Consider the following 26,108-nt stretch of genomic DNA (forward strand, 5'->3'; position numbering starts at 1 on the left):
AGTCCTCTGGTGGTGGAGGAAGCGGACTTCTACGGCGGCCGGGTCAACGGCCGGCGCACACGCTGGGCGGCGCTTCGGCCGGAGGAACGGCTGCGACTGGTCGGCAGCTTCAGTGCACCCGACACCTTTGCCAGGCCGCGCCGAGGAAGACGGTGCGGTTCGCGGCCACAAGCCCGCTGTGGCTGTCGGAGATCACCAGCTGGACATTCTCCCGACGGCGGGCCCGCAAGGAACGCAAGAACTTCGTCCAGAACAGTTTGGACTCGCTGTCGCCGACCATCAGCCCGAGGATCTCGCGGTGCCCGGTGGCGGAGATGCCGGTGGCGATGACCACCCTGGGAGACGATCCGGTGGTTGACCCTGGCCTTGCAGTAGGTGGCGTCCAGGAAGACGTAGGGAAAGACGGTGCGGTCCAATGGCCGTTCCTTGAACGCGTCGAGTTCGGCGTCGAGTTGACCGTAGATGCTCGACACCTCGGACTTGGAGATCCTTCCGCCAGCGGCTCGCTGGCGGAAGGGCACGCGTAGGCGGGGAGGACTCCGCCGGGCTAGTTTCTTCAGCCGGACGATCCAGCCACTCCGGCGGGCCGCCAGGCGGACATGTTCGTGTAGTGCTGGACCAGCGTTGCCCGGGTCCACGTGCCGTTGGCGTAGCGCATGGTGTGGAAGAGCGTGCCGCGGTTATCGTCCGAGGCGAAAACGAGCTGGAGGTTTCCTGCAACGTTGACGGCGATGACCTCATTCAGCACGGTGCCGATGAAGCCTGCGTGGTTGCGGTCCACCCGCGCGTTGATGTCGTCCCAGGTGCTCCAGTGCCCGTTCGGGCTGCGGATGGCGCGGTACTGCGCGACCTGGCCGTTGGTCAGCACGACCATCTGCAGACTGCTGCCGAACCCGGCCATGGCCACCCGGATCGGTATGCCCCAGTGGCGGGGAGTGCCGTTCCAGGACAGCACGTTGCTCCACGGCGTCCACCTGCCGTTCGCGCCGAGTGCGGTGTGCAGAACGGTGCGGTGGATCTGGTCCACCGCGGTCACCTGCAGCCCTCCGCCGACCGAGGCGGCCGACAGACTTTCGAACCAGTCGTTGCGGTAGACGCCGCCCGGCGCCACCTGGTCGGGCGTGGTCCAGGTGCCGTTGGACTGCTCCATGGTGTGCATCAGGCGGCCGTTGGTGTCGATGTACACCAGGTGCACGTGGGTTCCTACGACGGCTGCCGCGAGGTGGTTCCGCGTCGGCTTGGAGGTCACCCGCACCGGCGCCAGGCCGTGCATCGGGGCGGGGGCGGGCCAGCTGCCGTCCGGGGTCTGGGTGGTTTCCTCCAAGGTGACGTCCGAGCCGGTGGGCTGCTCGATGAACAGACGCAGCCGGCCGTTCTGCACCACGTCGGTGAAGTCGTAGAAGAACCTGTTCTTGAACAGCTGCTTGGCCGGGGCCCACTTGCCGTTGGCGTATCGGGCGGTCTGCAGGACCTCCCAGTTGGCGCCCTGCACAAGCAGGTCGAGCCCGCCTTTGCCGGCCATGGCCGCCGGGCGGGCCGGGGCGGCGGCCGCCGCCCGTGAAGTATCTGTCCCAGGACGGTCAGGACGCCGATGGCCTGGTCGACGACGACGGCGTGCGAGGCGAGGGCCTGCCGCAGCTGCCGGTTTTCCGCCCGCAACCGTTCCAGCTCTTCCATCAGCTCATCGACCGACGCCGATGTGGACTGAGGACGGGGATGGACGGATGAGGCCAAGGCAATCACCGAGAAAGACAGCGGACAGGGTCACTCTCACACGCCTGCCCCGGTTCCGCTGTCAGCATCCATCCGATTCCAGTGCGTCACTACGCGGTGAGTTCCCCCGGCAGTAGCTTTCCGGAGGACAGCCGCGGGGGGCTTGCTTCCCAACCTCACTGGGGACGAGTCACCACCTGCTTACAGATCCAGGCGTGTCTGCCGCCTGGATACACTGCCCCGCCGGGAGGAGCTTTTCCTCTGTCTGTGCCGGGACGGTCGGCAGGTGGCTTGATGTGAAGGAGTCCGAGCGTGGGTGCCCTACATGCGGTGGCCGGGGTGGCCCCGGCGGTGCCCGGGAGGGCCGCGTTGGAGGTGAGCCCGTTGCCCGGTCGTTCCGGGATACGGGCCCGCGGTGAGATCAGCGCCCTCACTCGCCCGTCTTGGGAGCAGGCCCTGTCCGAGTTGGCCCGGCGGCACGCGGGCGTGTCGTACGTGGAGCTGTCGGATGTGGTGTTCATCGACGTGGCCGGGGTAACCGCGCTGGCGGTCACCGCCATGACCCTGCCCGACGGGAGGGTTGTGGTCGAGAATCCCCCGCCGCAGCTGCCGCGGGTTTTGGAGATGTTCTGGCCGGGCCTGGACCGGATCGAGGTGGCTCTGTGATGAGCACGGTGACCACCCACGAGGCGTTCGTGCATCCTGCCCTTTTCTACCGCACCGAGCAGGAGTACACGCGGCAGACGGTGGCCTTCCTGCGCGAGGGCCTGACCAACGGCGAGCCGATGGCCGTGGCGGTGCCCGGCCCCAACCTGGAGCTGATCAAGGCAGGTCTGGGCGGGGACGCCGAGGGCATCCTGTTCCTGGACATGACCGAGGCCGGCCGCAACCCGGGGCGGATCATCCCCAAGGTGCTGCGCGGATTCGCCGACGCCCACCCGAAGGGGCGTGTGCGGATCATCGGCGAGCCGATCTGGGCCGGACGCAGCGCGGTGGAGTACCCGGCGTGCGCGCAGCACGAGGCGCTGATCAACGCCGCGTTCGAGGGCCGGGCGGTGACGATCCTGTGCCCCTACGACGAGGCGCGGCTGGACCCGGAGGTGATCGCCGATGCGAAGGTCACCCACCCGACCCTCATCAGCGCAGAGGGACGTGAGTCGGTCAGCGACGTCTACGACTGGCAGGCGGTCGTCGATCGGTACAACCAGGTGCTTGTGCCTGCACCGGACGCCGCGGCCTTCTCCTACGGTGGTGAGGACCTGCCGGCGGTCCGCCAGTTCGCTCTCGCTCAGGCGATGCGGCTGGGCATGGCCGGGGAGCGGCTGATGGATGTGGAGCTGGCGGTCGCGGAGCTGACGACCAACAGCGTGGTCCACGGCGGAGGCCGCGGGACACTCGCGGTCTGGGCCGAGCAGGCGCAGCTGGTGTGTGAGGTCCGCGATGCGGGCCGGCTGGCCGATCCGCTGGCCGGCCGCCGCCCGCCGGAGCGCGGCCAGTTGGGCGGCCGGGGCCTGATGCTGGTCCACTACGTTGCCGACCTGGTGCGCGTGCACACCGGCGACGACGGCACAACCGTGCGCTTCTACCTCAGCTTGTGACAGCGCGCGTGGGCGGCCACCTGCCCGGGTGGCCGCCCGCCCTGCTCGTCTCGCGGACCTTGGCTGACGGGTAGAAGCGCGGGGTGGTGCTCCGAGTGCGTCGTGATCAGCAGGTGGGGTGGGTGAGTCGGGCCATCGCTGTTGCCGCGTCTGCAGCCATTCATCCAGGAAGTGCCTGGTCAGCGGCGTGTCGAGAGGGACGGTGTGCGGCTGGCCGCGCAGGTGCAGTTGGAGGGTCTCCTACGCAAAGTCGGGACGGAGACTGTGACACCGAGGTGTGGTCGGCGTCATCGACGTCCTGGGGGAGCCACCACGCGCATTTCGCTGATCGCACACGTTGCGCTCCCCGGCCTTCACGGTGAGCGAGCAGGGATGGTATGACTACGTTGCGTGATCTTGCGTGACGGTCTTGTGCCGGGGGTGCAGTGTGACGGGGGCGCTTGAGCCAAGTAGAGACGGAGCAAGGCCCGTCTTCGAGGACGTTGCGGAGCTGAAATCGCCAGCGGTTGTGGTGGTGGACCCGCCGACCCAGAGCGCTCCCCTGCCCTCACCTCAGGTGTACCTGCAGTACGTCTTCGACGCCGATGACTGGGAGGACTTCACCGTCGAGTGGGTTCATGCGCTCGGCCTGTGGGAAGGCCGGCCTTACGTCCGGGTGCAACGGACGGGTGGAGCCGGAGACCGTGGAGCGGACGTAGCGGCCTGTCCGAGCCCCCAGTGCACGGCCGGCGAGTGGCACTGCTACCAGTGCAAGCACTACGTCAAACCGCTTGGTCAGTCGGACGCTTTCCTGAGACGGTCAAGATCTTCACGGCGAAGGTGCTGGGCGTGTACGAGCTGCCCACGCGCTACGTCTTCGTTGCACCCAAGATCGGCACGGGTCTGGACCGTCTCCGGCTCAACCCGCCACAGCTGAAGAAAGAGTTCTTCAGTGCGTGGGATGAGGAGCCTCCAAAGCTCGGGACGAAGCTCACCTCCGAGGTGCGGACCGCAGTGGGGGATCTGGCGCGAGAGACGGTCTTCTCGATGTTCGAGACCCGGAACCTGGACGAGATCCTCGAACTGCATGCCACGACTCCACACCACGCGAGACGCTTCCCGCAGCGGCTCAAGCCGCGTCCTGCCGCCGACCCGGCTCCGCCCGACCAGGAAGCCCATGAGGCCGTCTACGTCCGCAAGCTCCTGGACGCCTACAACGCCAAGCACGGTCTCGCCCCCGGAGACGCTTCAGCAGGCCCGCGAGCACGCCAAGGTCAAGGGCCACTTCAGCCGGCAGCGCGAGGCGTTCTTTCATGCTGAGTCACTGTGGCGTTTTGCTCAGGAGAGTGTCCCGGAAGCGACTTATGAGGCGATCGAAACCGACCTGCACGACGCGGTGGTAGAGATCGAGGATGGCGACTACGACCACGGCCACGCACGGCTGGAAGCGGTTTTGGACGCGGCGGTCATCCACAAACCGAACCCGGCAAACATCCTCGCCCCGGTTGTGAAGGTCATCGACCTGAAGGGCATATGTCACCGTCTGGCGAACAACCACCGGCTGACCCGGTGCAAAGAGGAGCCCCAGTGAATCCTCTCAACAGCCCCCTGGAAGTCGGCATCCGCGCCCTGGTGCTCCTGTCAGAGACCTTTCCGCGCCGCCTGGACGTTGCCCAACTCGTCTAGCTGGACCATGCCATGCTTCACAGCGGCGAACTTGATCATGGCCCGGTCGCTCTCCATTCTGATCTCCCCGCCGGCCCCGGAGAACTCGGCATGCGCCGCCGCCTCATCGAGCAGGGCCTCATGGTGCTGCTGCGTGCTGGCCTCGTGGACATGGCCGCCACCGACGACGGCTTCATGTACGGAGCCACGGAGGAGGGCGCCCCGATCACCCTCCACCACGACGCCTGCGACCCCGCTGCCCACGTGGAGGTGGTCTGCTCCGCCCGCGGCGAGCCGATGCGGTCGGAAGCTATCTCCACGCGGATGGGCCCGGGCCATCCGGAGCGGCTCAGGAAGCAGCCGGACGTCCAGCGCCGCTTTGAGCGCTTGTGATCGGCCCCGGCACCTGACGGGTTTTCGCATGGGTGCGGCGACGGCGTGCCCACGTGCTGCGGCGAACTGACCGTCAGAGCTCGAGGCCCCCGCCGGTCTCGTACGACGACTGCTCCGACGTCTGGGTGAGGGCCATTGGTACTGCGCCGGAGGCTCCTTCCGAGGCCGAGTGGAAGCGGGCGACTTCGGATCGGGACACCAAGCCGCGCGCGGGAGGGACCGGCGGCCCGGACGCCGATGCGCTTGGCCTTCTCGGCCTGCTCGCCTCCGGCTGTACGGATGTGGTCGTCGCTCGGACGCAGGGTTGAAGCCGGCGCACCACCCAGCGTCGTATCCACCGTCTGATCACGGGACTGGGCGCAGCCACCCACTTCCAGGCCGCCGCCGCTGGCTGCCCTGAGTTGGCCGGCGTGATCGGCGACCTCAGCTGTCTCTTCACTGCTGTGGCCATCGGCCACAGCAGTGAAGGGCCGCCCCCGTCATGGACATCAGCTCCGAGGGCGGCTCTCCGCCACCAGCCAATGATCGACCGCACCACAAGCATCGTTCACCGACTGCGCCTCAGCCGTGCGTGAGGCACGGCCCGGCTCCTGGAGGCGGGCCGGGCCGTCGTGTGTCGGTTCTGCCGGCTCGCACCGGCCCCTTCCTGTGCAGCGTCAGGTCTGGGCCCGGGACTTACGGGTAGCCGACCAGGTAGGCCACGTTGCTGCTGGGTGTGACCTGGTTGCCGGTGTTGTCGATGATGTGGTTGATGGTGCCGTCGCCGCCCAGGACTGTGGTGACCATGCTGTGGAACTTCACGGTGGACGTGGTGGGGACCTCGATGGCATGGCCGAGGACGACGGAGGGGTTGTCGCGGAGGTAGGCGTACACGCCCACCCCCCAAGCCTCGTGCGAGGTCACGGAGTTGGCGACCTTGTAGGAGGCGTAGCCGAGGTCGCCTCCGCTGGTGGTCCAGCTGGACTGGTCGGGCACGTCGTAGGGGGTCTCGCTCTGGTAGAAGTACGTGCGGCCGCCGTTGCCGTTCCAGGTGGTCTGGTACTTCTGGTAGTGCTCGACCGCCAGGCCGTACATGGTGACGTTGTTGCCGTTGACGATCAGTCCGTTGACGGCCGGGTTGGTCGTCCAGCCGACGCCGTTGGTGTGGTCGGCCCGCCACAGCCACAGGTCGTCGCCAATGACGTCGTTGCTGTTGACCACCAGTGTCTGGGTGGCCTTGCCGGCGATGTCGCCGCCGATGCGGAAGAACACGTCGTGCAGCACGATGGGGTCGGCGGTGTGGCCGGCGGTCGAACCGGCCGGGCCCACCTGCATGAGTGTGCTGGAGTTGGTGGTGTTCGCGCTGATCAGCAGCCCGGCGATGTCGATGCCGTCGACATCCGCCGTGGTGATCGCCGTGACGCCGTTGTCCGGCACGAGGGTGGCCAGACCCAGTCCCAGGACCACTGTGTCGGGACGGGTGATGTTCAGAGGGGCGGACAGGTGGTAGACGCCCGGGGTGACGATCAGGTTCTTGCCGGCGGCGAGGGCGTTGTTGATCGTGGTGGCGGTGTCACCGGGCTTGACGATGTAGAACTGGCTGATCGGCAGTGAGGTGCCCGGGGCGTTGCCGTTGATCCAGTCCGGGCCCTGGACATTGGTGCGCACGGACGGGACGAAGACCTGCCAGTTGCCCGAGCCGTCGACGTAGATGAACGGCTTCTCGCGCATCACCGGGCTCTGCGCGACGGTGGTGTACTGGGGGTTGGGGAAGCTGGTCGCCGGTGCGCCGGTGTCACCGACGAAGACCATGTTCCAGTTGTGCCCGGTCCAGCCGCCTTCCATGGCCGTGTCCTGGGTGAGGAACTGCTGCTGGGTTCCTGAGTTGATCTGTCCGGAGACGCGGGAGTCGCCGATGTAGCCGCCGCTGGACCAGTTGCTGGTGGTGCCGTGGCTGTCGTCCCACAGCTTCATCCCGCCGTGCACGTCCATGCGTCGGAACGGGTCGGCCTGCGAGACGGCCCACATGGTGCTTCCCGAGCTGGGGCTCACCGACATGTTCTCGACGTCACGCCAGAAGTTCTGGGTGGCGTTGCCGTCGCTGGTGTGCCCCGCGACGTGTACGCCGCCGCCCGTGATCGACACCTGGTCCGGTGACAGGCCCAGTCCGGAGACCTGGGTGTAGTAACCGACGGGTATGTCGACGTTGTAGGTGCCGGGGGTGAACAGCAGGGCGTTGCGTTGGGTGCCGAACTCGTTGGTCTGCTGGGTGCTGTAGACAGAGTTGATCTGCGCCTGGATGGTGGACATCGGCATCGACGGATCGAACACCGTGACGTTGGGGCCGAAGTCCGGCGTGTTGGGCGGCGGAGTGAGGCCGCCGGTGAGCGTGAAGGACTGGGCGGCGGTGCCGTTGCACGTGTACTGCTGCAGTTGGACGCTGTCGGCGGTGGACGCGGACGGTACATCGAGACACTTGCCGCTGTTGCGGTTGACGAAGTGGTACGTCCCGGAGGCCTCGGCGACCGGCAGCCACTGCTGGTTGGAGCCGCCGCCGTAGAGCCACAGCTGTGTCAGCGCGCCGTCGGCCGTTGAGACGTCGGTCTCGTCCCACACCTGATTCGGCGCGGAGGCCACACCGATCCGGTAGTAGCCGCTGTCGGTCGCGGTGAACTGCCAGGACTGGGCGGCGGTGCCGTTGCAGGTGTACTGCTGCACAGCCGTGCCGTTGCCGGTGGCCGCGGCCCGCGCGTCAACGCACTTGCCGCTGTTCACGTTGACGACGGTGGTGGGGGCGGTGGGGATGGTCGCTGCACTGGCGCTCGGGGCCGAGGTCAGCGAGATGCCGGCGGCGGCCGGCAGCAGGAGCGCCGCTGTGAGGGCGGTGGTGCGTCTGCGATGACGATGGGCTCGGGCGAGCACAGCGAGAACGTTGGTCACGCGTGTCTCCTAGGGCGCCTGTGGGGACGAGAGGTTGATCGGACGTTAAGCGCCGCCCCACGGGTCGTCAATATAAGTTGAAAGAAAAGCCGTGAACTATGTGCCGGGCGCACAACGACCACTGTCCGCGGGCGCCTTGGGTCCTGTGGACAGTGGTCGATTCACCGGGTCGGATCAGTGGGAGAACTGCTGGATCTGGCTTCCGTCGCCGCGTACGTTCAACCGGTGCGGGTTGCCGGGTCAAGCTGGACGACGCGCTCGCGATGCGTTTCGAGCCGACCGTTCCAGCCACCGAACTGCGGTACTCGACGCGGGTCACGGTGCCGACCGTCGTACTCGCGACGTGTGAGTGGGCGTTGGGGTGGTGGGTGGGCGTCGGCGGGTTCGTGGTGTGGATGTCGTGGTAGGGGGTGGGGGGCGGGGTTGTGGTCGCTGCCATGGGGTGACCAAGTGGGTGTTGTGGTGGGGCTGGCTGGTTGGTTGCTGGCTGTCATGGGTTTCGCTGTTCCTGTGTGAGGGGTTGGCGGGGTGGGGTGGGCTGGGCTGTATGACGGTTCAGGGGGTTTCGGTGGGTGATCCCGGGGCGGGGTCGGCTGGGGTTGTGCGGGCCGGGGGTGTGCCGTGGGCGGGGGGTGTGGTGGTGCGTCGGCTTCTTGCGGTGGATGGGGAGGGGACGCTGACTGCGCTGCATGTGCGGATCGCGGCGGGGTTGGCGGGTGTGTCGGAGCGGACGGTTTGGCGGTGGCTGGCTGATGGGCGCCGGGGCCGTGTCGAGGCGCGGCCGCGGCAGGACGGGTTTTCGCTGAGTGACGCCTTGTGGGGGGCTTGCGGAGGCGGGTGGGAACGTCGCGGAGTTGCGTCGCAGGATGCTCCGGGTTCAGGAAGAGGGGGTTGTTGGAGGGGTGGGGTGCGCAGTGTGTGCTCTCGCTGCCGACGCTGCACCGGGTGATCAAGCGGGATCTGGGGGCGGGCCGGGTTCTTGAAGTAGCTCGTCCGGCAGGGGCCAGGGTGGGGCTGGAGCCGAGCCGGTATGACCGGGCGTTGGCAGTTGTGGGGCTCGTGGACGGGGCGGGTGGTCCGCTTGTTGTCGACGGGCCGGCCGTCGACGTGCCGGTGCTGGAGGGCGCCGCGGATGCTGGGGTGCGGGGCGGCGGTGTGCGGTTGTATGTGCCGGGGGCCCGGCTGGTGTCCACACGGCAGGTGGCCGCTGTGGGGCCGCGGCCCGCGGGATGTGCTGTGTGTAGGGGGACACGGGCCTGGGGAAGACGGTCGCCGTCGAGCAGGCGTTGCATCTTCTGTCCGGCCGGGTGCCGGTGTGGCGGGCGGTGGCCGGCCGGGCACCCGGTCTGCCACGGCTGCGGGCCTCGCTGTGTGAAGCGCTCGGGCTGCCGTCGGGGGCGCTGCCGCACCGGGCCGGGCCGGCCAGGCTCTGACGCGGGCGCTGGCCGAACCGGGTGTGCTGTTTATCGATGCTGCCCAGCGTCTGACGCCGCCGTTGCTGGATTGTCTGCGGCAGTTGTGGCGGGCTTTGCGGTGGCGCTGGTGCTGTGTGGGGCGGGAAGCGAGCGGGCCCTTGAGCACCCCGCCGCGACCACCGTGGGCAGGGCCGTACCCGGACTATGGAACGCTCATCGCCCGGGTTCCGGCGCCGTCCGGCGTGGTCGACGGAACGGCGTCGGTCGCCGTGTCCGGGCGGGTCGTTCGGTCCGTGGCGTACGCGTTGTCACCGAGCATCTCCTCCAGGATCTGGATCGCCCCGCTGACGCGCAGCAGTCCGTCCCGCGTTGTCGCCTCCTCCTGCATGAGTCTGCGCAGTTGCCGTTCACCGTTGTCGTGGTCGCGCTTCAGCTCAGCGATGCGTTCTCGCATCCGGTCATGCGTCTGTGGCTTCTGCTGATCGCTCATCGCGCATTCCTTCCCTGTGGTTCAGGATGCCCGCGCTGTCCGGCTGTCCGTGTTCCGCGGGGTGCAGGTAGTAGTTCCGGTCCGCCTCCGGCTTGTCCTCCTCCACGAGGATCCGGTGGGACTGTGCCCAGGCGTCGTGCCGCACCCCTGTCACCTGCCAGGACACCTTGATGCCCGGCTGATCGGTGCGTACGGTGAAGCGGTTGCCCTTGATCTCGTTCGTCACCGCCACCTGCGCCAGGGAGCCGACAGGCGTGAGCTGGTAGCGGAAGTCGCGGTTCAGTGCCTCGAAGTAGTCAGGGAGGACGACCGTCGCCTCGCCCACGTCATCGGTCTCCACCACTCCGGTGTAGAGGTTCGCCATGTCGGGGGACTCCACGAAGGAGTGGGACAGGTACTTGTTGGCCGGGTCCAGGGGATGGTCGATCCGGAAACTGCCCGCGGGCTTCTCCAGATGGCCGAGGACGCGCATGTCGCCGTTGACGTCGAGTTTGAACGCGGGGGTGATCGTGCCGATCCCCACCCGGTCGTTGCTGCCGCTCAGGGCGATGACGTCGCCGCCGCTCTGGAGGTTCAGGATGCCCTCGCCGATGTCCCGGACGACCGAGCCGAACAGGTGCAGGGCGGCGGGTCCGTCACGTCGGCCGAAGTCCTGGCCGAAAGCTGCCTCTCCGGCCACCGCCAGCCCGTTGCGGCAGGACACGGTTCCGCTGCCGGTGTCCATCACCAGGCCCCAGTGGCCCCCGGTGTTGCCCCAGAAGCCGACGCTGTCGCTGGTCTCCATGCCGACGAAGGCGCGGTCCGTGTCCGTGTCCTTCTGGTGGAGCCAGATGCCGGCCGAGCCGTCGTCGTCGTCGGGGCCCTGACGCACCCTCATCCTCTTCCCCGCGTCCAGTTCGCCCGCGACCGTCAGCCCGTTGCGGCAGGACACGGTTCCGCTGCCGGTGTCCATCACCAGGCCCCAGTGGCCCCCGGTGTTGCCCCAGAAGCCGACGCTGTCGCTGGTCTCCATGCCGACGAAGGCGCGGTCCGTGTCCGTGTCCTTCTGGTGGAGCCAGATGCCGGCCGAGCCATCGTCGTCGTCGGGGCCCTGACGCACCCTCATCCGTCGCTGGACGTCGAGCGCGTTGCCGTCCCCCTGACCGATCGTGATCAGGTCGATGCCCGACCACAGCCGCGCACTGCCTTCGAAGGCATACCACACCCAGCGCTCCCCGTTCCCGGGATGGGTGACGAACTCCTCGACGCTGCGGTCCGCGAAGGAGTATCCGCCCGCGTCACCGCCCGAGTGGGCGCCGGACCCGTTCACGTGCAGGGCCGACGCCGGCGCCCCGTCGACGGCGATGCCGACGCTGCCCGCGTCACCCATGACGGCGAAGGAGGAACCCACCTTCAGGTCGCCCCTGACATCGGCGGAGCCCACGTTCAGGTCGTTCGCGACCTTCAGTGTGGCGATGTCCATCTCGCCCTCGGGACTCACTGTCACGAGGTCCTTGTGATCGTCCTCGTTGCTGAGGTGCCAGGCCCTGTCGTTCCCGGCGAACATCCCGTACGCGGGTCCCGAGTCGTCGTGGGCCAGCTCGATGCCCGAACCCCCGGTGGGCGAAGTGACTTTCAGTCCGTGCCCGTCCGCCTTCCCCGTGGCGATGTGCAGGGGCGCGGAGGGCGACGACGTCCCGATCCCCAGGTGACCGCTGGACCCGTTCGCTGACAGCACCGTGTGCCCGGTGCCGTCGGCGGCGAACACCATGAGGTCCAGGCCGCCGTCGGTACGGCCCCGCAGTTCCGCGGCCGGACCCTGGCCCACCGTCGTCGGTGAACCCGTGGTCACGCGCGCCGCGCGCAGCTCGACCCGTTCCACCGGGACACCCACCGAACGGCGCGCTCCGGACGTGACGCCCGAGACGGAGCCCTTGGCGTCCAGGGACACCTCGGCGAGCACCACCTGCTGTCCCACGTCCTGGAAGCCGGCGATCGGCAGCAGCCGCAGCCACGGGGCGTGGAGCCGGATCAGCCGTGTCTCACCGAGGACTTCACGCCAGGTCAGGGTGAGCACGTAGGTGCCCGCGGACATGCCGGTGGTGTCCAGTCGCGAGCCGTCCGCACCGATCACCACGGTGGGGATGTTCACCGGCTGTTGCGGGTCGACGCCCGGATCGACGATGGCGAATCCGCCCGTCTCCAGGACACTGGTGCGGCCCGCCGCGTCGAGCGCGGTGCCGGGCTGCACCGTCACCCCGGGCTGCCCGGGGGTCGCGCTCACCCCCAGGCCGTCAGCCACGCCCCAGGTGTGCAGGGCCGCTCCGCGCGCCTCGTCGAGAGGCCGGTAGTAGTCCTCCGTGTCCATCAGGGTCTCGGCCCGTTGCGTTCCCAGACTGCGGGCGCTGCCGGTGTCGAAGTTGAAGTATTCCGTGCGCTTGACGGCCATGCCGGTCACCGCTTCTCACTGTGGGGTTGGGGTCATGGTCACCGCGAAGCACCGGCAGTGGGCGGGCTTGTGCTGCTCGACGATGGAGTTGATGGTGCCGAGGGCCTGGCTCAGCTCGCGCTGCTGCTGTGCCGGATCCACCGAGAGCTCCCCGGCGGAGAAGTGGATGACCACGTTGATCTCGAAGGGGTTGGTGCGGGACCGGTGTCCGTCCAGGCCGATCCCGGCGGTCTCGATCTGCCCCGGGTCGCAGATGAGCAGTTGCCGTCCCGCCGCTGTCATCCCCCGGGGGTAGACGAACTGCCCCGGCTCGGTGATTCGCACGATGTCGGCCCCCGCTGCCTCCCCGGACGTCGTCACGCGGTGTAGGCAGGCCGGCACGGCCTTGGCGAGGATGAAGGGATTGTCTGTGGCTGAGGGCCAGAAGGGCCTGAGACCGGCGTCCAGGACGTACAGGACGTCCGTGTCCGCGCGCGTGACCGCGGTGGGGGCGACGAGCGGGTTGTCCGGATGCAGAAGAGGGGTGAGCGTCCAGACGGGGTCGCCGCGGACGACCCGCACCAGGTTCCCGCTCCCCGCACCCGCCGGTGGCTGCTGGTCGCCGCCGTCTCCGATGACGAGCGTGCCGTCGCCGTCGACGAACAGCGACAGGGGCTCCTTGACGACCGCGGGGTCGAGATCCTTGACCGTCACCGCGGCCGGCGTGGGGCGGACGACGAAGACCCTCGGTGCCGCCGGCTCGTCCGGCTCCAGCTTCCGGTCCAGCACCAGCAGATCACCTTTGTCGTCGACGGCCATGGCCAGGGGGAAGACGGAGCCGCCGGAGGCGAGGTTCGTGACCTCGGCCGCCGAGTCGGCCGTGTGCGGATCCGCGACGGAGAGGATCCGTCCGGTGCGCTCCAGGATGAACAGTGTCTCCGGCTGACCGGCCAGGGGCGGGCGTACGGCGACGGCGACGACCTGGCCCATGGTCTGCTGGGGCACCAGGGGCCGGGGGAGCGGCGGGCTGCCGGCGAGATCCGGCTGCGTGTCGGCGTTAAGGCGCCACACCCGGCGCCGGTGCGGCAGCAGGTCGTCCGGCAGCCCGTGTTCGCCGACGTACAGGCTGCCGTCGGAGCCCTGTGCGAGGCACCAGGGACGCATCAGACCTTCGCGGACGACCGCGGGCGGGTCCTGGGTTTCGTCGATCAGCGGGCGGAAGGTCGGCAGCACGGACACCGGGGCCGGCAGGCCCGCGTCGAGCCGCAGGGAGATCAGACAGGATCCGTCGTCCACCGCGACCCGGGGCCGCACCCTGCCGACGGCGTACAGGTCCAGGATGGCGTCGAGTCCGCTGCGCAGCCCGCGGTGCCGATGGGTGCGGCTGATCGCGGCGGTCGCCTTGCGGCGCTGGTACTCGTCCCAGAGCTGTTGGCCCTGGAGTTCGGGGAAGCGGAGGGAGACCCACGAAGCGAGCCACGGCAGGAACTCCGGTGGTGTCGTCCACGGGTCGAAGAGCCGGTGCAGCAGCGCGATCCGCTGCGTGAGCGGAAGATGGGTGTGGCTCTCGTCCCCGGCTTGGGTGTGCTTGTCGTGCACGATCCGTACGTGGTCGTCGATGCCGGTGAGGATCTTCTCGAATACGCGGAGGGCATCGCCGAGGGAGAACTCCTCGTCCTGCCGGACCACGGGCGGGAGGAATCTGAGATAGCTGCTTTCGGGCATGGCTGCTGATCCTCCTGCGGGGCGTCATAGGGTCTGATCGACCGTCACGGTCGCCGGGCCGGCACAGACGAGTTCGTAGTCGGCCACCTGGACCGAGGCGCCCGGCGCCGGCTGGGGGAAGGGCCGGCCACCGGGATAGTCGGGAGTGCCGGGCGCGACGCTGATCTGCCCGATGTATCCCACCGTCTCGGGCGGCATGACCGCCCGGAACAGGTCCGAGCTGAAGACCGGCTGGCCTACCTGCCAGCCCCTGCCGTCCGGTCCGCCCCGGGTCGGGTGGAGAAAGGCGCCGATCTTCCGTTCCACGTCGTCGTGGACCTGTGTCAGGTCGACTCCGGCGTGGACGGCCTCCCGCCACACCTGCACGGACACCTCGGTGACGATCGGCAGGTAGCGCGGCCGGTGGACGAACAACCGGACGGTCAGATCCCGGCGTGCGTCCAGGTACGCCCGTACCGCGTCGAGCAGTTCGGGAGGCGGCTCCGGCTGTGCCACCTGACTGCCCTGATCGGGTACGACGATGACGCTCACGTTCCCGGGAGCGCGGTCGATACCGCCGAACGTCCACGGGTCGCCGTGCGGCGGATAAGGCGTCAGGCACCGGCTGATCCGCACGTCGCTGGACGCCTCCCGCGCAAGGTGCGCGAAGTCGTCGGCGGTGATCGCGCGGTCCTGGATCTTCAGCCGTTCCGGTGCCCGGCGCAGCGTGTCCTCGGTCGGTTCCTCGTCGATCCCGTCGTGGGCGGCGAGGAGATTGGTGACGCTGTCGAGTCCGGCGGGCACGGTGCCGTCCGGTTTGGTGCCGGCCACGGTGACCTGCCCGGCGGACACGTTGCCGGACGCCCCCGACGCGACATGCCGGTAGGTGCGCGCCCTGATCAGGGCGCCGGTCGCGGGGATGCTGCCGTACCCTGCGGTGTTGCGATCGTCGTGGCTTCCGAAGCTGATCTCGCCGGTCACGGGGTTGAGCCGGTAGGCCTTGCCCGGGCCCGGCTGCAGTTCGGGCACGAGCTGCCAGGTCTCCCAGGCCGGCGGGGTGCCCTGCCCGACCTGGACCTCCAGATCGGCGTACGGTGCCTCGGGATCCGGCCGCCGGTACACCGGACGGTGGCGCAGCTCGAACACCTGGAAGGGCGTGCCGTCGCTTTCTCCGAGCGTCTCCGGGGAGTGGATGGTGAGCGCGGTGTGCGCGAGGGCGGAGTTGAACAGGACCCGGTCCAGGCCGATCTCCAGCGGGGCGTCGGCCGGGTTGGCGATCTGCAGGCCGACCCAGAACCGCGGTGCGTCGAAGGGCTCGGCCGCGGCGCCGACGCCGTTCCAGTCCGCTTGCGGATTCTGGGCGGCCCATTGCGCCGGAACGGGCAGGCTCACGCGTTTGTCGTGGAGATCCTTCGTGGTGCCGGAGGGCCCGATGGCGGGCCAGCCCCCGGGCTGCGTGCCGCTGACGGAGGCGGCCCAGGTCACCGTGCCCACGGGAGTGTCCGGGGCGGTCCGGAAGAGCCGGGGCCGCAGCTCGACCTGCCCCTTGACCGGGTCCTCGAAGCCCAGGCACAGATGCGTGGTCAGATGGGGCGGAACCGGTACCAGGCGGCGTCCGGTGCCGGTGCCCACCAGATCGGCGGACACGTTCTCGTAGACGAGGCGGGAGTGGTCGTCGGGTTTCGGCGTGAGCAGGAGGGCCGTCGTGAGCTTGACGGGCAGCACGGTCAGGTCCTCGTCGGTCTCGAACACGATGGGGGCCTCGCCCTCCACGGGCAGGGTGTGGGCCTGGGTGCCCGCCGGTACGTCCGCCGGCGCCGGCCCCGTGGCGTGGAAGGTCAGATGCGTGGCCGCTGGCGTGGCGGGGTCGCGGGTGATGCCCATGAGGTCGAGGAAGGCGATGTAGTTCTTGTCGGGCACCTGGTTCAGCCGGTAGATCACCCCCTCGCCGAGCCAGGCGAACAGCTCGACGAGCGTGACACCGATGTCGCTCGGCCGGTCGTCCGTCCACTGCGGTGCGTACGTCGTCCGCAGGGCGAGCATCTCGGCGACCAGGTCCTGCCAGGTGCGGTCGTCCAGATCGGGGGGACGGACACGCCCACGGTCGGATTCGGCAGTCATGGTGACCGCTCCAGCGGGAAGGGATGGACGAGCCGGTCAGTGGTGGCCGTGGCCCGGATGCGATAGCTGATGTCGATGAGCAGGGCCGCTTGCACACTGTCGTTCGTGACCGTGACGTCGACGAGTTCGATACGCGGCTCGCATCGGCTCAGTCCCTCCTCGACGTAGTAGCGGGCGAGGTTGGCCGTCGCCTCGTTGTTGGGCGCGAACACCAGCCGCTTGAGGTTGCAGCCGAAGTCGGGGCGCATCACGCGCTCGCCGTACTGGGTCCCGAGGATGAGCCGGATCGACTCCTGGATCTTGCGGGGCCCCGCGGACTCGCCGAAGCCGGCAGCCTCCAAGCGGACGGGGAAGGCGATGCCGCGGCCATGGACGTCGGATTCCATGTGGGCCTCCTGTCACACCGAGGTGAGCTTCGACTGGTTGGCTGTCGTTGTCGGCGGAGCGGGTAGCGGCGGTGAGCAGTCGGTGGTGAAGGCGAGTTGGTCGAGCATGACCGGGGCACCACCGGCCCTGAGCTTGACGGACTGACCGCCGGCCACCGCCAGGACCTTGGTGCAGGGCTTCGCGGGAGAGACGGTGTTGGGGCAGTTGGTGATGGTGGCCTGGTGGATGCTCGCCTCCACGAGCACGGGGTGGCCCTCGACCGCCAGTTTCGCTGTGCTCCGGACCTCGAACGTGCCGGGCACGGGCGGTGCCGGCGGGGGCGGTGGCGGCGGGGGACCCCCGGGCACCGGGGGCTGCGGCGGTGGCGGGACGTGCCCGCAGGGCACCGTGCTCGCGGTGGTCAGTACCTTGCCCATGGAGCTCCCTCCTCAGCTGACGTCGACCGCGCTCTCGGTGACCGTGATCTTCGTCGTGCCCCCTGCTGCCGCCAGCGTGATGGACCCACCCGCTGTGATCGTCAGGTCGCGTGCGGCGCTGATGGTCAGCGAACCGTCGGCGGCGCCGAGCACGATCGTGCTGCCCTGGCCGCCGTCCTTGATGACCAGTTCCCCGCCCGCCTTGGAGTCGTCGAAGGTGATGGTGTGACCCGCCCGGCTTCTGATCACGCGGGTGCTGTTCGTTCCGTCCATGTTGGTCGCGGGGGGCGGCCGACGGGTGTTCCACAATCCGCCGATGACGTACGGCTTGCTCAGATCGCCGAGTTCGAAGGCGACCAGCACCTGATCGCCGACCTCGGGCAGCCAGTACAGGCCCGTGCCGTTGCCCGCCGTCGGGTTCGCGCACGGGGCCCAGCCACTGGTGAACCGGTCGGACAGCCCGGGGAAGGACACCTTCACCCGGCCGAGCGGTGTCTTGGGCGGTACGGCGGCCACTTCGTGGTTGTCCTCCACCAGCGCCACGACGACCCCGTAGAAGGGCTCCGTGCGGTTGGGGGACGGTTCCTCGGCGATCTCCTTGCGCAGCAGGCCGAGCAGGTTGGAATGCCCGCCCTGGCTGATCGAGAAGTCGGTCATGAAACCGCCGTCGTCTATGCGGTGGGTCACCTTCCGCAGCCGGTAAGTGCCGCTGAAGCGCTTGCCGACGCCCCGTATCTCGACGTACTGACCGGCGGCCAGCTCCGGGATGCCGGGGCACGAGCCGCTGCCCTCGTACATGCCCTCCACGAACTCTGCGAGAAGCGACTCCGCGAGTATCTTCGCGTCCAGGGGGTTGTCCAGCACGTTCCTGCGGATCCCCTTGCGGGCCATGGAGAGGATCAGGTCGGCGGCGGAGGAGCCGAGCCGCTCAGTGAGCTGGTCCAGGTCGAGGTCGGCCGCCAGTGCCACGCCCTGGATGGTCTGGGCGAGTTCTTGGTTGTACCCGCGCACGGTCTGCAGCCCGGCCGCGGCCGACGCCGACAGGCGTGGACTGAAACTCAAGAGGTTCCGGCCCCATTCCAGGACGTGGGCGGCGGTCTGCGGGCGCGGGAACTGGAAGTGCAATCGGTCCCACTCGACGTAGACGTCGAAGTGGTAGTGGCGGGCGCGTTCCTTGAGGAACGCCATGTCGCTCTCCACCTGGGGGAGCTTCTCCTGCAGCCCCGGGGTGGGGTCCACGACGGGGACGAGGCCGTTCTCCACCGCGATCCGGGCGGCCACGATGCTGTCGTTGACGAAGGTGTACTCGGTGGGCTCGGGCTGGCCGCGCCTCATGCGGTACGACTTGTCGTAACCGGACACCTGAATGGTCGGTGGTCCCCCTGCTGGGAACGACGGTTCGATGGCGGCTATCTCCCCGAGGAAGGCGGGCTTGAGGTCGTTGCCGTACCCGAGGTGGACCTCGACCGTCTTGCCGGGTTCCAGCAACGCCGAGTCGAGAAGCCTGTTGTCAGGGTTGCGCAGGGTCAGGGCGAAGGTGCCCGCGAGATCCAGGCTGGTCTCCACGGTGACGCTCAGCACCTGGTCGGCCAGCTCGGCGGCCATGGTCAGACCGGAGACACGGATGTCGAGGCGTGGCGCGTACGACGGGACGCTCATGGCCGTGTGCCCCCCTGCCGGGGTGGGGTTGTGCCGTCCTGGCGGCGCGGAGGAATCACCAGACGGGTGTTGGGGGTGAGGGCCAGCGGGTCGGTGATGCGGTTGGCGTCCGCGATGTCGCGCCACAGTGCGGGGTCGCCGAGGTAGCTCCCGGCGAGGCCGCTCAGGGTGTCGCCCTCCACCACGGTGTGCACCGTGGGCTCTTCCCGTGTCACTGACCGCGCCACCGACACCGCCTGGTTGACGACCGCCGACGCCGTCGGCGAGGCGAAGAAGATGCCGCGGCGCACTTCGACGTCGGTGGTCACGAACTCCTGGAAGCGCACGGACAGAATCGCGCGCACCGGGGTGCCGTTGCGCAGGAACATGGTGAAGCGCTGGTTGGCGTCGACCAGGACGCAGCGGAACTGGAAGCTGCCCAGCGAGAAGAGCAGGACCGGCGGGGCCTGGGTCTGCGGTTGCTTGTCCAGCAGTCGCACGATCGGCCCCGTATGAGCGCGGACGTCGGTGCTGGCCTCGTAGGTGTCGAAGAACAGTTCCATGCTGAGGGCCCGGGCCTTGCCGCGGATGTACTGCACGGGCGGTGCGTCCAGCCCGGGTACGCCGATCTCGGCGTAGCTGTTCCCCTGGTCGAGTTTGAGCTCCTCGGGGTTGAACATCACGGTGAAGCTGTCGCCGGACGTGGTGTCGATGATCTCGGCCTTGGTCAGGGCGGCGCTCACAGGCCCGGGTCGGGACACCGACGGCATGCCGAAGGGGGTGATCGCCATGTCAGCCTCCGCGCTCGAACTCGCTGCGCAACTGGCGCATCAGATCGTCGACCAGGTCCCGCTTCAGCGCCTGCACATCGACCGGCGGCGGGACGTCCGCGGTGGCGGTGGTCCGGTCGGTCGCGGCCCGCATGGCCTGCGTCGCGGGTGCGGCCGGCGCCCGGACGATCGGCCCCTGCGGGGCGGCGGGCGCGGTTGCGGGCAGCGGGGCGGGGCGGGTGCGGGCGGGAACGGTCCGTGCTGCCGGACGCCGGGGCGCACCGGCACCCAGGAGGGGACCGGAGACCGCTGCTCGCTCGTTGGCCAGCGCCTCGGCCTCCTCAGCGCGGATACCCGCACCGGTGGCCCGCCGCCAGGACGCACCCGGCCTCAGCAGGGCCATGACGTGGGTGGCCTCGTGAACCAGCAGAGCGAACCCCCGCGAGTCCTGGGGGCTGAGCCGGCCGTGGCGGAAGTACACGTCCCGGCCCAGGGTGACGGCGTCCGCTCGCAGGTCACGCGCGAGCGTGTCGGCCCGGTCGTCGTGGTGCACCCGTATCGCCTCGGCCGCCGGCCCCACCGCGGTCCTCAGGCGTGACCTGGCTGCGGCGGGCAGGTCGTCGTGCCCGTGCCCCGGTGTCCCCGACTCGGCGGGCAGCGCGTCGTCGACGGAATGCCGCGCGTCCGTCTGCCGTGTGTCCTTCTGCCGCGTGTCCGCTGCGGGCGGCGCCATGGGGCTCGGCGACGGTGCCGTGGGGGCCTTCGCCGGATCGCCGGCCGGGCCGTTCTCGGGCCAGGCGGCGGCCGACGGTTCGCAGACGTGCAGGCCGATGGCGGTCCGGGGACGGCGGAGCGGTGCGGCCGCCGTCAGCGGGAAAGGGCGGTCCGGGGCGGACTCGATCCGGTCGAACCGGCCCGCGTCCGCCGTCAGTTCGGCCACCCGGTCGATGAAGACGCGCAGCGGGCGCGCCCACGGCAGGGGGAACAGCAGACGCGCGAGGTGGTGCCGCCCCTGGGCGTCGAGGCGCTCGCCCAGTGTCGGCACCGGCAGGATGCCGTACTCCGTCATGGTTCGCCTTCCTCCTCCAGGGCGGTGGCGATCTCCCGGATCCAGTGCAGCCGCTCCGCGTGGTCGAGGGCCAGCGCCTCGGCGAGGGTCCAGTGGACATGGCGTCCGAGAAAGGCCACCTCCTGACGGACCCGTGCCACGGGGTAGCCCCTTACCCCCCCGACCGCGGGACCTCCGCTTCGTGGTCCTGGCCGCAGTGCGGACAGGTGATCAGGACCGTGGTGGTGCCCAGGCCGTTGATCCGGTTGTAGAGCGCCTGGAGATGTGCCAGGTCCTCCGAGTACAGACCCTCGATCACCCCCGGCGTGACCTCCGGCACCCCGCCGAGCTTGGTCACCACACGGGACAGCAGGACGACGATCAGGTACGCGGGCCAGCCCTGCACCCGGGGATCCTTCAGCGGGTAGATCTCGTCGGCGGCCGTCGCCAGCCGCATCACGCCGTTGCGGTGCAGATCGCCGGCGCCGTCCACATAGCCCTTCGGCAGCTCGAACTCGACCTCCGTGACCAGCATCGCCCTCACGCCCGGCTCAGGCCCTCATGGGCCAGTACGAGGGTGTCGACGGCGACGTCCGCGCCCTTGGCGCTGAACGCGGCGCCCTCCCATTTGGTCGGCCAGGCGCTGACGAAGTTCCAGCGCGCCACCTCGCTGTGGTTGCTCAGGTCAAACACCACGATCGAGCCGTTCTTGCGCACCACGTTGCCGTCCACCACCTGCTGGCGCCAGTCCCACAGTTCACGGGACGGGGTGAGGCCCCACTTCAGCGTGATGTCGGAGTAGCTCGTCTTACCAGGCAGCTTGCGCACTGTGGTGTTGTCGCCGCCCTCACGGTTCTCGATGACCTCCGTCGTCGACCCCAGGCCCGTGCACTCCCGGAAGCTGGCCTGGGCGATCCCGTCCAGCTCCACCAGGAAGTTGAAATTCCGGAAGGGATCGACCCGCTCACCAGTCTGCGCCATCTCCGGTCGTCCTCTCTATGCCTCGCTGACCCGGCCGCCGCCGGACCACAGGCCCAGTCGGATCACGATGTGTTCGGCGGGCCGGGTGGGGGCCAGGCCGATCTCGATGAACACGTTTCCCAGTTCCCGCACGGGGTCGGGATTCAGCTCCTCGTCGATCTTGACGTAGAAGGCCTCGGCGGCTGTACGCCCGAAGAGCGCGCCGGACTGCCACACGCGCGTCAGGAACTCCGTGACGGTGCGTTCGAGGGCCTTCCACAGTGCCGTGTTGTTCGGCTGGAACACAGCCCAGCGCAGGCCCTGCAACAGGGAGTCCGAGATGTACGCCACCAGACGGCGTACGTTGAGGTACCGCCAGGCCGTGTCTTTGGACAGGGCCCGGGCGCCCCATACCAGGGGAGGGCCGCCGGGGAAGGTCCGCAGCGCGTTGACGTTGAGCTGGTTCAGCGCGCCCTGCTCGGTGTCGTTGAGGTTGTACGCCAGTTCAAGAGCCCCGCGTACGACCTCGTTGGCCGGTGCTTTGTGGACCCCGCGCTGGTTGTCGCTGCGGGCCATCACGCCGGCGATGTGGCCCGACGGGGCGACCGTCACCCGTCCCGGACTGCTCGCCGGTGCCTCCGGGTCGTTGATCTGGATCCACGGCCAGTACAGCGCACCGAACCCGCGGTCGGTCATGAGGCTGCCGGCCTGTGCCTCCACCGGAGCGGTGTCCGCGGCGTTGTCCGCGTTGCCGGCCCCGTCCAGGACCGCGACGCGGTCGCCCATGGCCTCACAGTGTCCGATCACAGGCGACTGGATCGCGGGATCCGTCTCGCCGGGCAGGCACACGATGCTGACGTCCAGCTGGTGGGAGAGCGCCTCCAGGGCGACGTCCAGTTTGGTCATGTCGGTGACCGGGACGATGTAGGCGAGGGTTCCGCCGTTCTCGAAGAAGCCGCGTACAGCGTACGGAAGGCTCAGCGGTTTCTTGAAGGCGTCGAACTTCTCCGTGTACTGCGTCCAGTTGGTTACGCGCACCGGTACGTTCGGGACGGCGCTCGCGCTGGCGACGGTGCCGATCAGCGCGGCCGTACTGGTACCCGCTCCCGCGATCGGCCCGGCCGTCTCGATCTCGTTGAGGTATACGCCTGGTGCCTGCGTCTCGAAGTCGGTCATCGAAGTCACCTCGCCCGCTGTGGGCTGCGTCGGAGGCCGCGGAAGGATGATCTTGGGGACAGGGAGCACCCTGTCCTCAGCCTGTGCTGTGCGGAAGGAACATGCTGTCCACCGGCAGGAGGTCGAAGAAGTGGTTCTCGGCCGCCGACGCGTACCCCACCCACCATGAAGCGGGGAATTCGCGAAGGGGGCGCGAACGCCTCTGGCATGGCCTCGTCCAGCGACTCGCGCACCGCGTGCCAGCATCTGGCGTCGCACAGCGGATCACCCGTCTGTACGGTGCGTACCTCATCGTTGGTCTTGCCGAACCTGACGTTGGGAAAGAGCGACCATGATGGCTTGCTTCCTCTCGTCAGTCCCACGACGTCACGGCGAACCGGACTCGGGCTCCTCACTCTCGATCGGGCCGGCCGTGCCGACAGTTCGGTGCCGTCGGCGGGGATGACGATTCCGGCCGTTGCGGACCCTGCCTGTCCGGCGGTCGCGGATCACGGCTGAGGTCCTCGGTACCTCCGACCTGTCAGGAGGGAGTAGGGAACGAGGAATCACTAGCTACGTTAGCCCTGTCCGGGATCACGTGCCACTGGAGTCGGGGGGAGTCAACCACCGGGCGGCGGCATGGGCTTGGTCCAGTCGGGGTCGGCCCACCGTCCTGGCTCCTGCGGATTGGGAAGGTCCGGGCGGTACCCGGGGTCCCGTTCCCGGCGCAGCCTGACGCTGGAATGGAGCACGGCGTCGCCGGGCACCGGACGCGAGCGTCGGCCCGCGAGGATCCACAGCGGGCCGTTGTCGTGGACCGGAGCGCTGGCGAAGTCCTCGGTGACCGCGCAGTTCGTGCTGTAGGCCAGAGGCCGGAACACCAGGTGCTGGGTGACACCGTCCGTGACCCACTTAAGCGGAATTGTCGAGAGCAGAGGGGCGCCCTCGGCATGCGCGAATGTGCCGCCGACGTCCGAGTGCACCCCCGCGAACCAGACCTCCTCGGCGGTGGCCTGACGCGGCGCCGGGCGGGGCGTCACCAGGAACTCGTGGTAGGGGCGACGGGTCTCGTCGAGCGACACGGCGTGCCGGACGCGGGCCGCGTTCGGGAGCTGGTGGGTGTACGGCCACTGCAGATTGCCCAGACGCAGCAGGCCGGCCGCCTTCACGGTGTCCCAGACACCGAGGTAGGCCACCGGCAGCGCGTGGTGCGATACCTGGCGCGGACTGTTCTGCTTGACCTGCGCCCACAGCGGCTCGTTCTCGGTGCGTCGGCAGAACGCGTGAGAGAACCGCGCGACCTCCTCCTCGCTCCGCTCGATGTCCTGGTTGAAGGCGTACTTCGACACGGCGTACGGCACGAGGTTCTCCGAGCCCGGACGCATGAGGCCGGGCTTGTTGAGCATCCCGACGAGCGCCCGGGCGGTGTAGGCGCCACGGCTGAAGCCGAACACGTACACCTCGTCGCCCGGCTGCCAGTGCCGCATGAGGTATGTGTACGCCTCGGCGAGGTTGGTTCTCAGCCCGCTGCCGAAGGCGAGGCCCCACAGACGGGACAGTCTGCGGCCGGCCGGGCCGTGGGCAGTGGCCGACGACATGGTCCCGACGCCGGGGTCGTAGTACACGAGCTGACGGGCTGGATCGTCCGCGTCCAGCATCTCCATCAGCCTGACCACATTGGTGGGGTGACTGGCGCCCACCTGATTGCCCGTCCCGTCGAGGCACACGACGATCGCGCGTGGCATGTCGGTGCTCCCTTCTAGCCGGTGGACATCGGGCCGGAGGCGGTGCGCCGGCCGGAGTCGATCTGCTGGGCGAAGGCCTGCCTGGCCACGGTGCTGTTCGGTGGCAGTACGGCCATCAGGCCGCGCTCCTGTGCCTCGGCAATCGTCATGGCAGCGGCGCTGCCTTCCGGGACGAAGGCCAGACGGACGTGCCCGTCGCCGGACCCGCGGCGGTCCACCGGGGTGACGGCTCCGTGGGTACCGTCGGGCAGGGTCACCCACAGCTGGAAGTCGTCGTACCGTACGAAGTCGGCGCCCTTCACCGGCCATGGGTAGTGGTGCTCACCGGGCACGCTGGGAAGGATGCCCTGGTGGTTTCCCCGGCTCAGCGGCACGCAGGCATTGAACAGGGAGTCGGTCCAGGCCTCGACCCCGTCGGCGTCCTTGATCGGCGTGCGCAGGAGGGCCTCGGCTTCCTCGTAACCCGATTCCGCCAGCGCGGGCAGGGTGAGCGGGAAGGCGTCCACCAGCTCGGCGGCTTCCTGCCGGAGCCGGTCGACCTTCGCGGGGTCGGCGCAGAACTGCATGCTCCACTCGATGCCGACACGGGCGCGATACATGCGCCAGCCCCTGGATCCCTTGACCCACAGGCTGCCACCGTGGTGCATCTCCCAGTGCTCGGGGGCGTTCGGTCCGGCCCCCGGGTCGACGGGCCTCGGCCCATAGGGCAGGTCGGGGTCGTCCATGGAGCGCAGGATCGTATGTGCCGTCTCCTTGGCGGCGCGGAACTGCGCGGACTCAAATCGCTTCGGATGTTCGACGAGGCGGATCTCCCACGGATGGTTCTCAGATTCGGAGCCGCCCAGCTGGAGTTCGGTGTGGTCCATCGATGGCCTCCTTGGCCCGGCCCCGCGGGGAGGTCACCGACTCTGAGGGCGGGTATCCCCTCGCGGGGCGGAGTATCCATTTCTTCCAACGTGCGCCTTGAACCGGCCGATCGCGACTTGAGCGAAGACACTCTCAGAACGCGGTTGACTCCGTCAGCAACTGGGTTGTGCGGGACTGGGCGAGGCCTTCTTCAGTATGGGAGGCAAGGCCTCCCACTTGGCGCCGATGATCTTTGTCGCGACCTTTCCCTTCCGGAAGACCATGATCGTCGGCAGATCTTTGACGTCGTACTTGGCGGGAGTGGCCTGGTTCTCGTCCACGTCGAGCCGCTCCGCGAGAATCTCGGGGTGAGGCTGCGCGAGACGGTCCACAAACGGCGTCAGCACGTTGCAGGACCCGCACCAACCCGCCCCAAAGACCACGGCCACGGGCCTTTTGCTCTTGAGGATGACCTCTTGGGGATCCGCGTCGGTCACCTGACGCAGATCTGCGCTGAAAGCGCGGCTCACGACCTGAGTGGCCGACGGGGCCGTCGTCGTGTGTCTTGGCCCTTGAGGCAGTGCCGTGGCCGACAGAACGACCCCCAATGCCAGGACTTCGGTAATGTGCCGCATCATGACCTGCGGATTCGCTGCACGCGAAAGGCAATTCATGAACCAGCTCACTGCAGCGTACTTCTGATCGCGAAAGGGGCCGTGTGAAAGGGCCCCCTTGTGGA

The 26,108-nt window shown here is 68.9% G+C and carries 22 protein-coding genes and 2 pseudogenes; 5 read left to right on the top strand and 19 right to left on the bottom strand.

Annotated elements, in window-relative coordinates; all coding sequences use genetic code 11:
* Positions 1 to 112: 112 nt before the first annotated feature.
* Together AB0L59_RS26365 and AB0L59_RS26370 are read right to left on the bottom strand one after the other, a co-directional pair.
* Positions 113 to 488, bottom strand: a pseudogene (locus tag AB0L59_RS26365) (transposase); the annotation flags it as partial.
* Between the two features lie 68 nt (positions 489 to 556).
* Positions 557 to 1,522: a hypothetical protein gene (locus AB0L59_RS26370; RefSeq protein WP_365588133.1), complete on the bottom strand. Its 966-nt coding sequence runs from the start codon at positions 1,520 to 1,522 to the stop codon at positions 557 to 559.
* Positions 1,523 to 2,025: 503 nt separating this feature from the next.
* Here AB0L59_RS26370 and AB0L59_RS26375 point away from each other — a divergent pair.
* From AB0L59_RS26375 to AB0L59_RS26395, 5 genes are all read left to right on the top strand, one after another.
* Positions 2,026 to 2,379, top strand: coding sequence for an STAS domain-containing protein (locus tag AB0L59_RS26375; protein ID WP_365588136.1), 354 nt, complete (start codon positions 2,026 to 2,028; stop codon positions 2,377 to 2,379).
* A complete protein-coding gene (locus tag AB0L59_RS26380; protein ID WP_365588139.1) occupies positions 2,379 to 3,311 on the top strand; it encodes an anti-sigma factor RsbA family regulatory protein in 933 nt (310 codons plus the stop codon). Before AB0L59_RS26375 ends, AB0L59_RS26380 begins: the two co-directional genes overlap by 1 nt.
* Before the next feature lie 1,156 nt (positions 3,312 to 4,467).
* The gene (locus AB0L59_RS26385; RefSeq protein ID WP_365588142.1) at positions 4,468 to 4,881 is read left to right on the top strand and encodes an ABC-three component system protein; all 414 of its coding nucleotides are present in this window, start codon (positions 4,468 to 4,470) and stop codon (positions 4,879 to 4,881) included.
* Positions 4,878 to 4,976 carry an ABC-three component system middle component 2 gene (locus tag AB0L59_RS26390; RefSeq protein ID WP_365588145.1) on the top strand — a complete coding sequence of 33 codons (99 nt, stop codon included), beginning with the start codon at positions 4,878 to 4,880 and terminating at the stop codon, positions 4,974 to 4,976. The genes AB0L59_RS26385 and AB0L59_RS26390 overlap by 4 nt, the downstream gene beginning before the upstream one ends.
* 12 nt (positions 4,977 to 4,988) lie before the next feature.
* Positions 4,989 to 5,348: an ABC-three component system middle component 2 gene (locus AB0L59_RS26395; RefSeq protein WP_365588147.1), complete on the top strand. Its 360-nt coding sequence runs from the start codon at positions 4,989 to 4,991 to the stop codon at positions 5,346 to 5,348.
* Positions 5,349 to 6,023: 675 nt separating this feature from the next.
* On the opposite strand, the gene AB0L59_RS26400 is transcribed toward AB0L59_RS26395, so the two are convergent.
* From AB0L59_RS26400 to AB0L59_RS26480, 17 genes and pseudogenes are all read right to left on the bottom strand, one after another.
* On the bottom strand, positions 6,024 to 8,192 hold the full coding sequence (locus AB0L59_RS26400; RefSeq protein ID WP_365588390.1) for an RICIN domain-containing protein: 2,169 nt from the start codon (positions 8,190 to 8,192) through the stop codon (positions 6,024 to 6,026).
* Positions 8,193 to 9,884: 1,692 nt separating this feature from the next.
* Positions 9,885 to 10,172 carry a hypothetical protein gene (locus AB0L59_RS26405; RefSeq protein WP_365588149.1) on the bottom strand — a complete coding sequence of 96 codons (288 nt, stop codon included), beginning with the start codon at positions 10,170 to 10,172 and terminating at the stop codon, positions 9,885 to 9,887.
* Positions 10,141 to 12,600, bottom strand: a complete 2,460-nt coding sequence (locus AB0L59_RS26410) for a hypothetical protein (RefSeq protein ID WP_365588152.1) — start codon at positions 12,598 to 12,600, stop codon at positions 10,141 to 10,143. Before AB0L59_RS26410 ends, AB0L59_RS26405 begins: the two co-directional genes overlap by 32 nt.
* A gap of 15 nt (positions 12,601 to 12,615) precedes the next feature.
* On the bottom strand, positions 12,616 to 14,304 hold the full coding sequence (locus tag AB0L59_RS26415) for a phage tail protein (RefSeq protein ID WP_365588154.1): 1,689 nt from the start codon (positions 14,302 to 14,304) through the stop codon (positions 12,616 to 12,618).
* A 24-nt stretch (positions 14,305 to 14,328) separates the two neighbouring features.
* Complete coding sequence (locus AB0L59_RS26420; protein ID WP_365588157.1) at positions 14,329 to 16,404, bottom strand: putative baseplate assembly protein; 2,076 nt, start codon at positions 16,402 to 16,404, stop codon at positions 14,329 to 14,331.
* Positions 16,401 to 16,790 (bottom strand): GPW/gp25 family protein, encoded by a 390-nt coding sequence (locus AB0L59_RS26425; protein ID WP_365588159.1) that lies wholly within the window; start codon positions 16,788 to 16,790, stop codon positions 16,401 to 16,403. The genes AB0L59_RS26420 and AB0L59_RS26425 overlap by 4 nt, the downstream gene beginning before the upstream one ends.
* A gap of 12 nt (positions 16,791 to 16,802) precedes the next feature.
* On the bottom strand, positions 16,803 to 17,207 hold the full coding sequence (locus AB0L59_RS26430; RefSeq protein ID WP_365588162.1) for a hypothetical protein: 405 nt from the start codon (positions 17,205 to 17,207) through the stop codon (positions 16,803 to 16,805).
* Positions 17,208 to 17,219: 12 nt separating this feature from the next.
* Entirely contained in the window at positions 17,220 to 18,866 is a 1,647-nt protein-coding gene (locus tag AB0L59_RS26435) for a phage baseplate assembly protein V (RefSeq protein ID WP_365588163.1), read from the bottom strand.
* On the bottom strand, positions 18,863 to 19,636 hold the full coding sequence (locus tag AB0L59_RS26440) for a LysM peptidoglycan-binding domain-containing protein (RefSeq protein WP_365588165.1): 774 nt from the start codon (positions 19,634 to 19,636) through the stop codon (positions 18,863 to 18,865). The genes AB0L59_RS26435 and AB0L59_RS26440 overlap by 4 nt, the downstream gene beginning before the upstream one ends.
* Position 19,637: 1 nt before the next feature.
* A complete protein-coding gene (locus AB0L59_RS26445; RefSeq protein WP_365588166.1) occupies positions 19,638 to 20,684 on the bottom strand; it encodes a DUF4157 domain-containing protein in 1,047 nt (348 codons plus the stop codon).
* Positions 20,681 to 20,824, bottom strand: a complete 144-nt coding sequence (locus tag AB0L59_RS26450; protein WP_365588168.1) for a hypothetical protein — start codon at positions 20,822 to 20,824, stop codon at positions 20,681 to 20,683. The genes AB0L59_RS26445 and AB0L59_RS26450 overlap by 4 nt, the downstream gene beginning before the upstream one ends.
* 11 nt (positions 20,825 to 20,835) lie before the next feature.
* Entirely contained in the window at positions 20,836 to 21,198 is a 363-nt protein-coding gene (locus AB0L59_RS26455) for a hypothetical protein (RefSeq protein WP_365588171.1), read from the bottom strand.
* 5 nt (positions 21,199 to 21,203) lie between these two features.
* A complete protein-coding gene (locus AB0L59_RS26460) occupies positions 21,204 to 21,644 on the bottom strand; it encodes a phage tail protein (protein ID WP_365588173.1) in 441 nt (146 codons plus the stop codon).
* 15 nt (positions 21,645 to 21,659) lie between these two features.
* Positions 21,660 to 22,799, bottom strand: coding sequence for a phage tail sheath subtilisin-like domain-containing protein (locus AB0L59_RS26465; protein WP_365588176.1), 1,140 nt, complete (start codon positions 22,797 to 22,799; stop codon positions 21,660 to 21,662).
* A 599-nt stretch (positions 22,800 to 23,398) separates the two neighbouring features.
* Positions 23,399 to 24,523: a DUF2235 domain-containing protein gene (locus AB0L59_RS26470; RefSeq protein ID WP_365588179.1), complete on the bottom strand. Its 1,125-nt coding sequence runs from the start codon at positions 24,521 to 24,523 to the stop codon at positions 23,399 to 23,401.
* A 14-nt stretch (positions 24,524 to 24,537) separates the two neighbouring features.
* Positions 24,538 to 25,404, bottom strand: a pseudogene (locus tag AB0L59_RS26475) (DUF6424 family protein); the annotation flags it as partial.
* A 138-nt stretch (positions 25,405 to 25,542) separates the two neighbouring features.
* Positions 25,543 to 26,055, bottom strand: coding sequence for a thioredoxin domain-containing protein (locus AB0L59_RS26480; RefSeq protein WP_365588182.1), 513 nt, complete (start codon positions 26,053 to 26,055; stop codon positions 25,543 to 25,545).
* Between the last annotated feature and the right edge of the window lie 53 nt (positions 26,056 to 26,108).

This window comes from Streptomyces sp. NPDC052109, from assembly GCF_040680195.1.
GTDB lineage: Bacteria > Actinomycetota > Actinomycetes > Streptomycetales > Streptomycetaceae > Streptomyces.

What these genes read in the sequence shown, in the direction of transcription:
- AB0L59_RS26370 (WP_365588133.1), bottom strand. Translation starts at nt 1,522, where the DNA reads ATGGCCGGCAAAGGCGGGCTCGACCTGCTTGTGCAGGGCGCCAACTGG.
- AB0L59_RS26380 (WP_365588139.1), top strand. Translation starts at nt 2,379, where the DNA reads ATGAGCACGGTGACCACCCACGAGGCGTTCGTGCATCCTGCCCTTTTC.
- AB0L59_RS26385 (WP_365588142.1), top strand. Translation starts at nt 4,468, where the DNA reads ATGAGGCCGTCTACGTCCGCAAGCTCCTGGACGCCTACAACGCCAAGC.
- AB0L59_RS26395 (WP_365588147.1), top strand. Translation starts at nt 4,989, where the DNA reads ATGCTTCACAGCGGCGAACTTGATCATGGCCCGGTCGCTCTCCATTCT.
- AB0L59_RS26405 (WP_365588149.1), bottom strand. Translation starts at nt 10,172, where the DNA reads ATGAGCGATCAGCAGAAGCCACAGACGCATGACCGGATGCGAGAACGC.
- AB0L59_RS26410 (WP_365588152.1), bottom strand. Translation starts at nt 12,600, where the DNA reads ATGGCCGTCAAGCGCACGGAATACTTCAACTTCGACACCGGCAGCGCC.
- AB0L59_RS26415 (WP_365588154.1), bottom strand. Translation starts at nt 14,304, where the DNA reads ATGCCCGAAAGCAGCTATCTCAGATTCCTCCCGCCCGTGGTCCGGCAG.
- AB0L59_RS26420 (WP_365588157.1), bottom strand. Translation starts at nt 16,404, where the DNA reads ATGACTGCCGAATCCGACCGTGGGCGTGTCCGTCCCCCCGATCTGGAC.
- AB0L59_RS26425 (WP_365588159.1), bottom strand. Translation starts at nt 16,790, where the DNA reads ATGGAATCCGACGTCCATGGCCGCGGCATCGCCTTCCCCGTCCGCTTG.
- AB0L59_RS26430 (WP_365588162.1), bottom strand. Translation starts at nt 17,207, where the DNA reads ATGGGCAAGGTACTGACCACCGCGAGCACGGTGCCCTGCGGGCACGTC.
- AB0L59_RS26435 (WP_365588163.1), bottom strand. Translation starts at nt 18,866, where the DNA reads ATGAGCGTCCCGTCGTACGCGCCACGCCTCGACATCCGTGTCTCCGGT.
- AB0L59_RS26440 (WP_365588165.1), bottom strand. Translation starts at nt 19,636, where the DNA reads ATGGCGATCACCCCCTTCGGCATGCCGTCGGTGTCCCGACCCGGGCCT.
- AB0L59_RS26445 (WP_365588166.1), bottom strand. Translation starts at nt 20,684, where the DNA reads ATGACGGAGTACGGCATCCTGCCGGTGCCGACACTGGGCGAGCGCCTC.
- AB0L59_RS26455 (WP_365588171.1), bottom strand. Translation starts at nt 21,198, where the DNA reads ATGCTGGTCACGGAGGTCGAGTTCGAGCTGCCGAAGGGCTATGTGGAC.
- AB0L59_RS26460 (WP_365588173.1), bottom strand. Translation starts at nt 21,644, where the DNA reads ATGGCGCAGACTGGTGAGCGGGTCGATCCCTTCCGGAATTTCAACTTC.
- AB0L59_RS26465 (WP_365588176.1), bottom strand. Translation starts at nt 22,799, where the DNA reads ATGACCGACTTCGAGACGCAGGCACCAGGCGTATACCTCAACGAGATC.
- AB0L59_RS26470 (WP_365588179.1), bottom strand. Translation starts at nt 24,523, where the DNA reads ATGCCACGCGCGATCGTCGTGTGCCTCGACGGGACGGGCAATCAGGTG.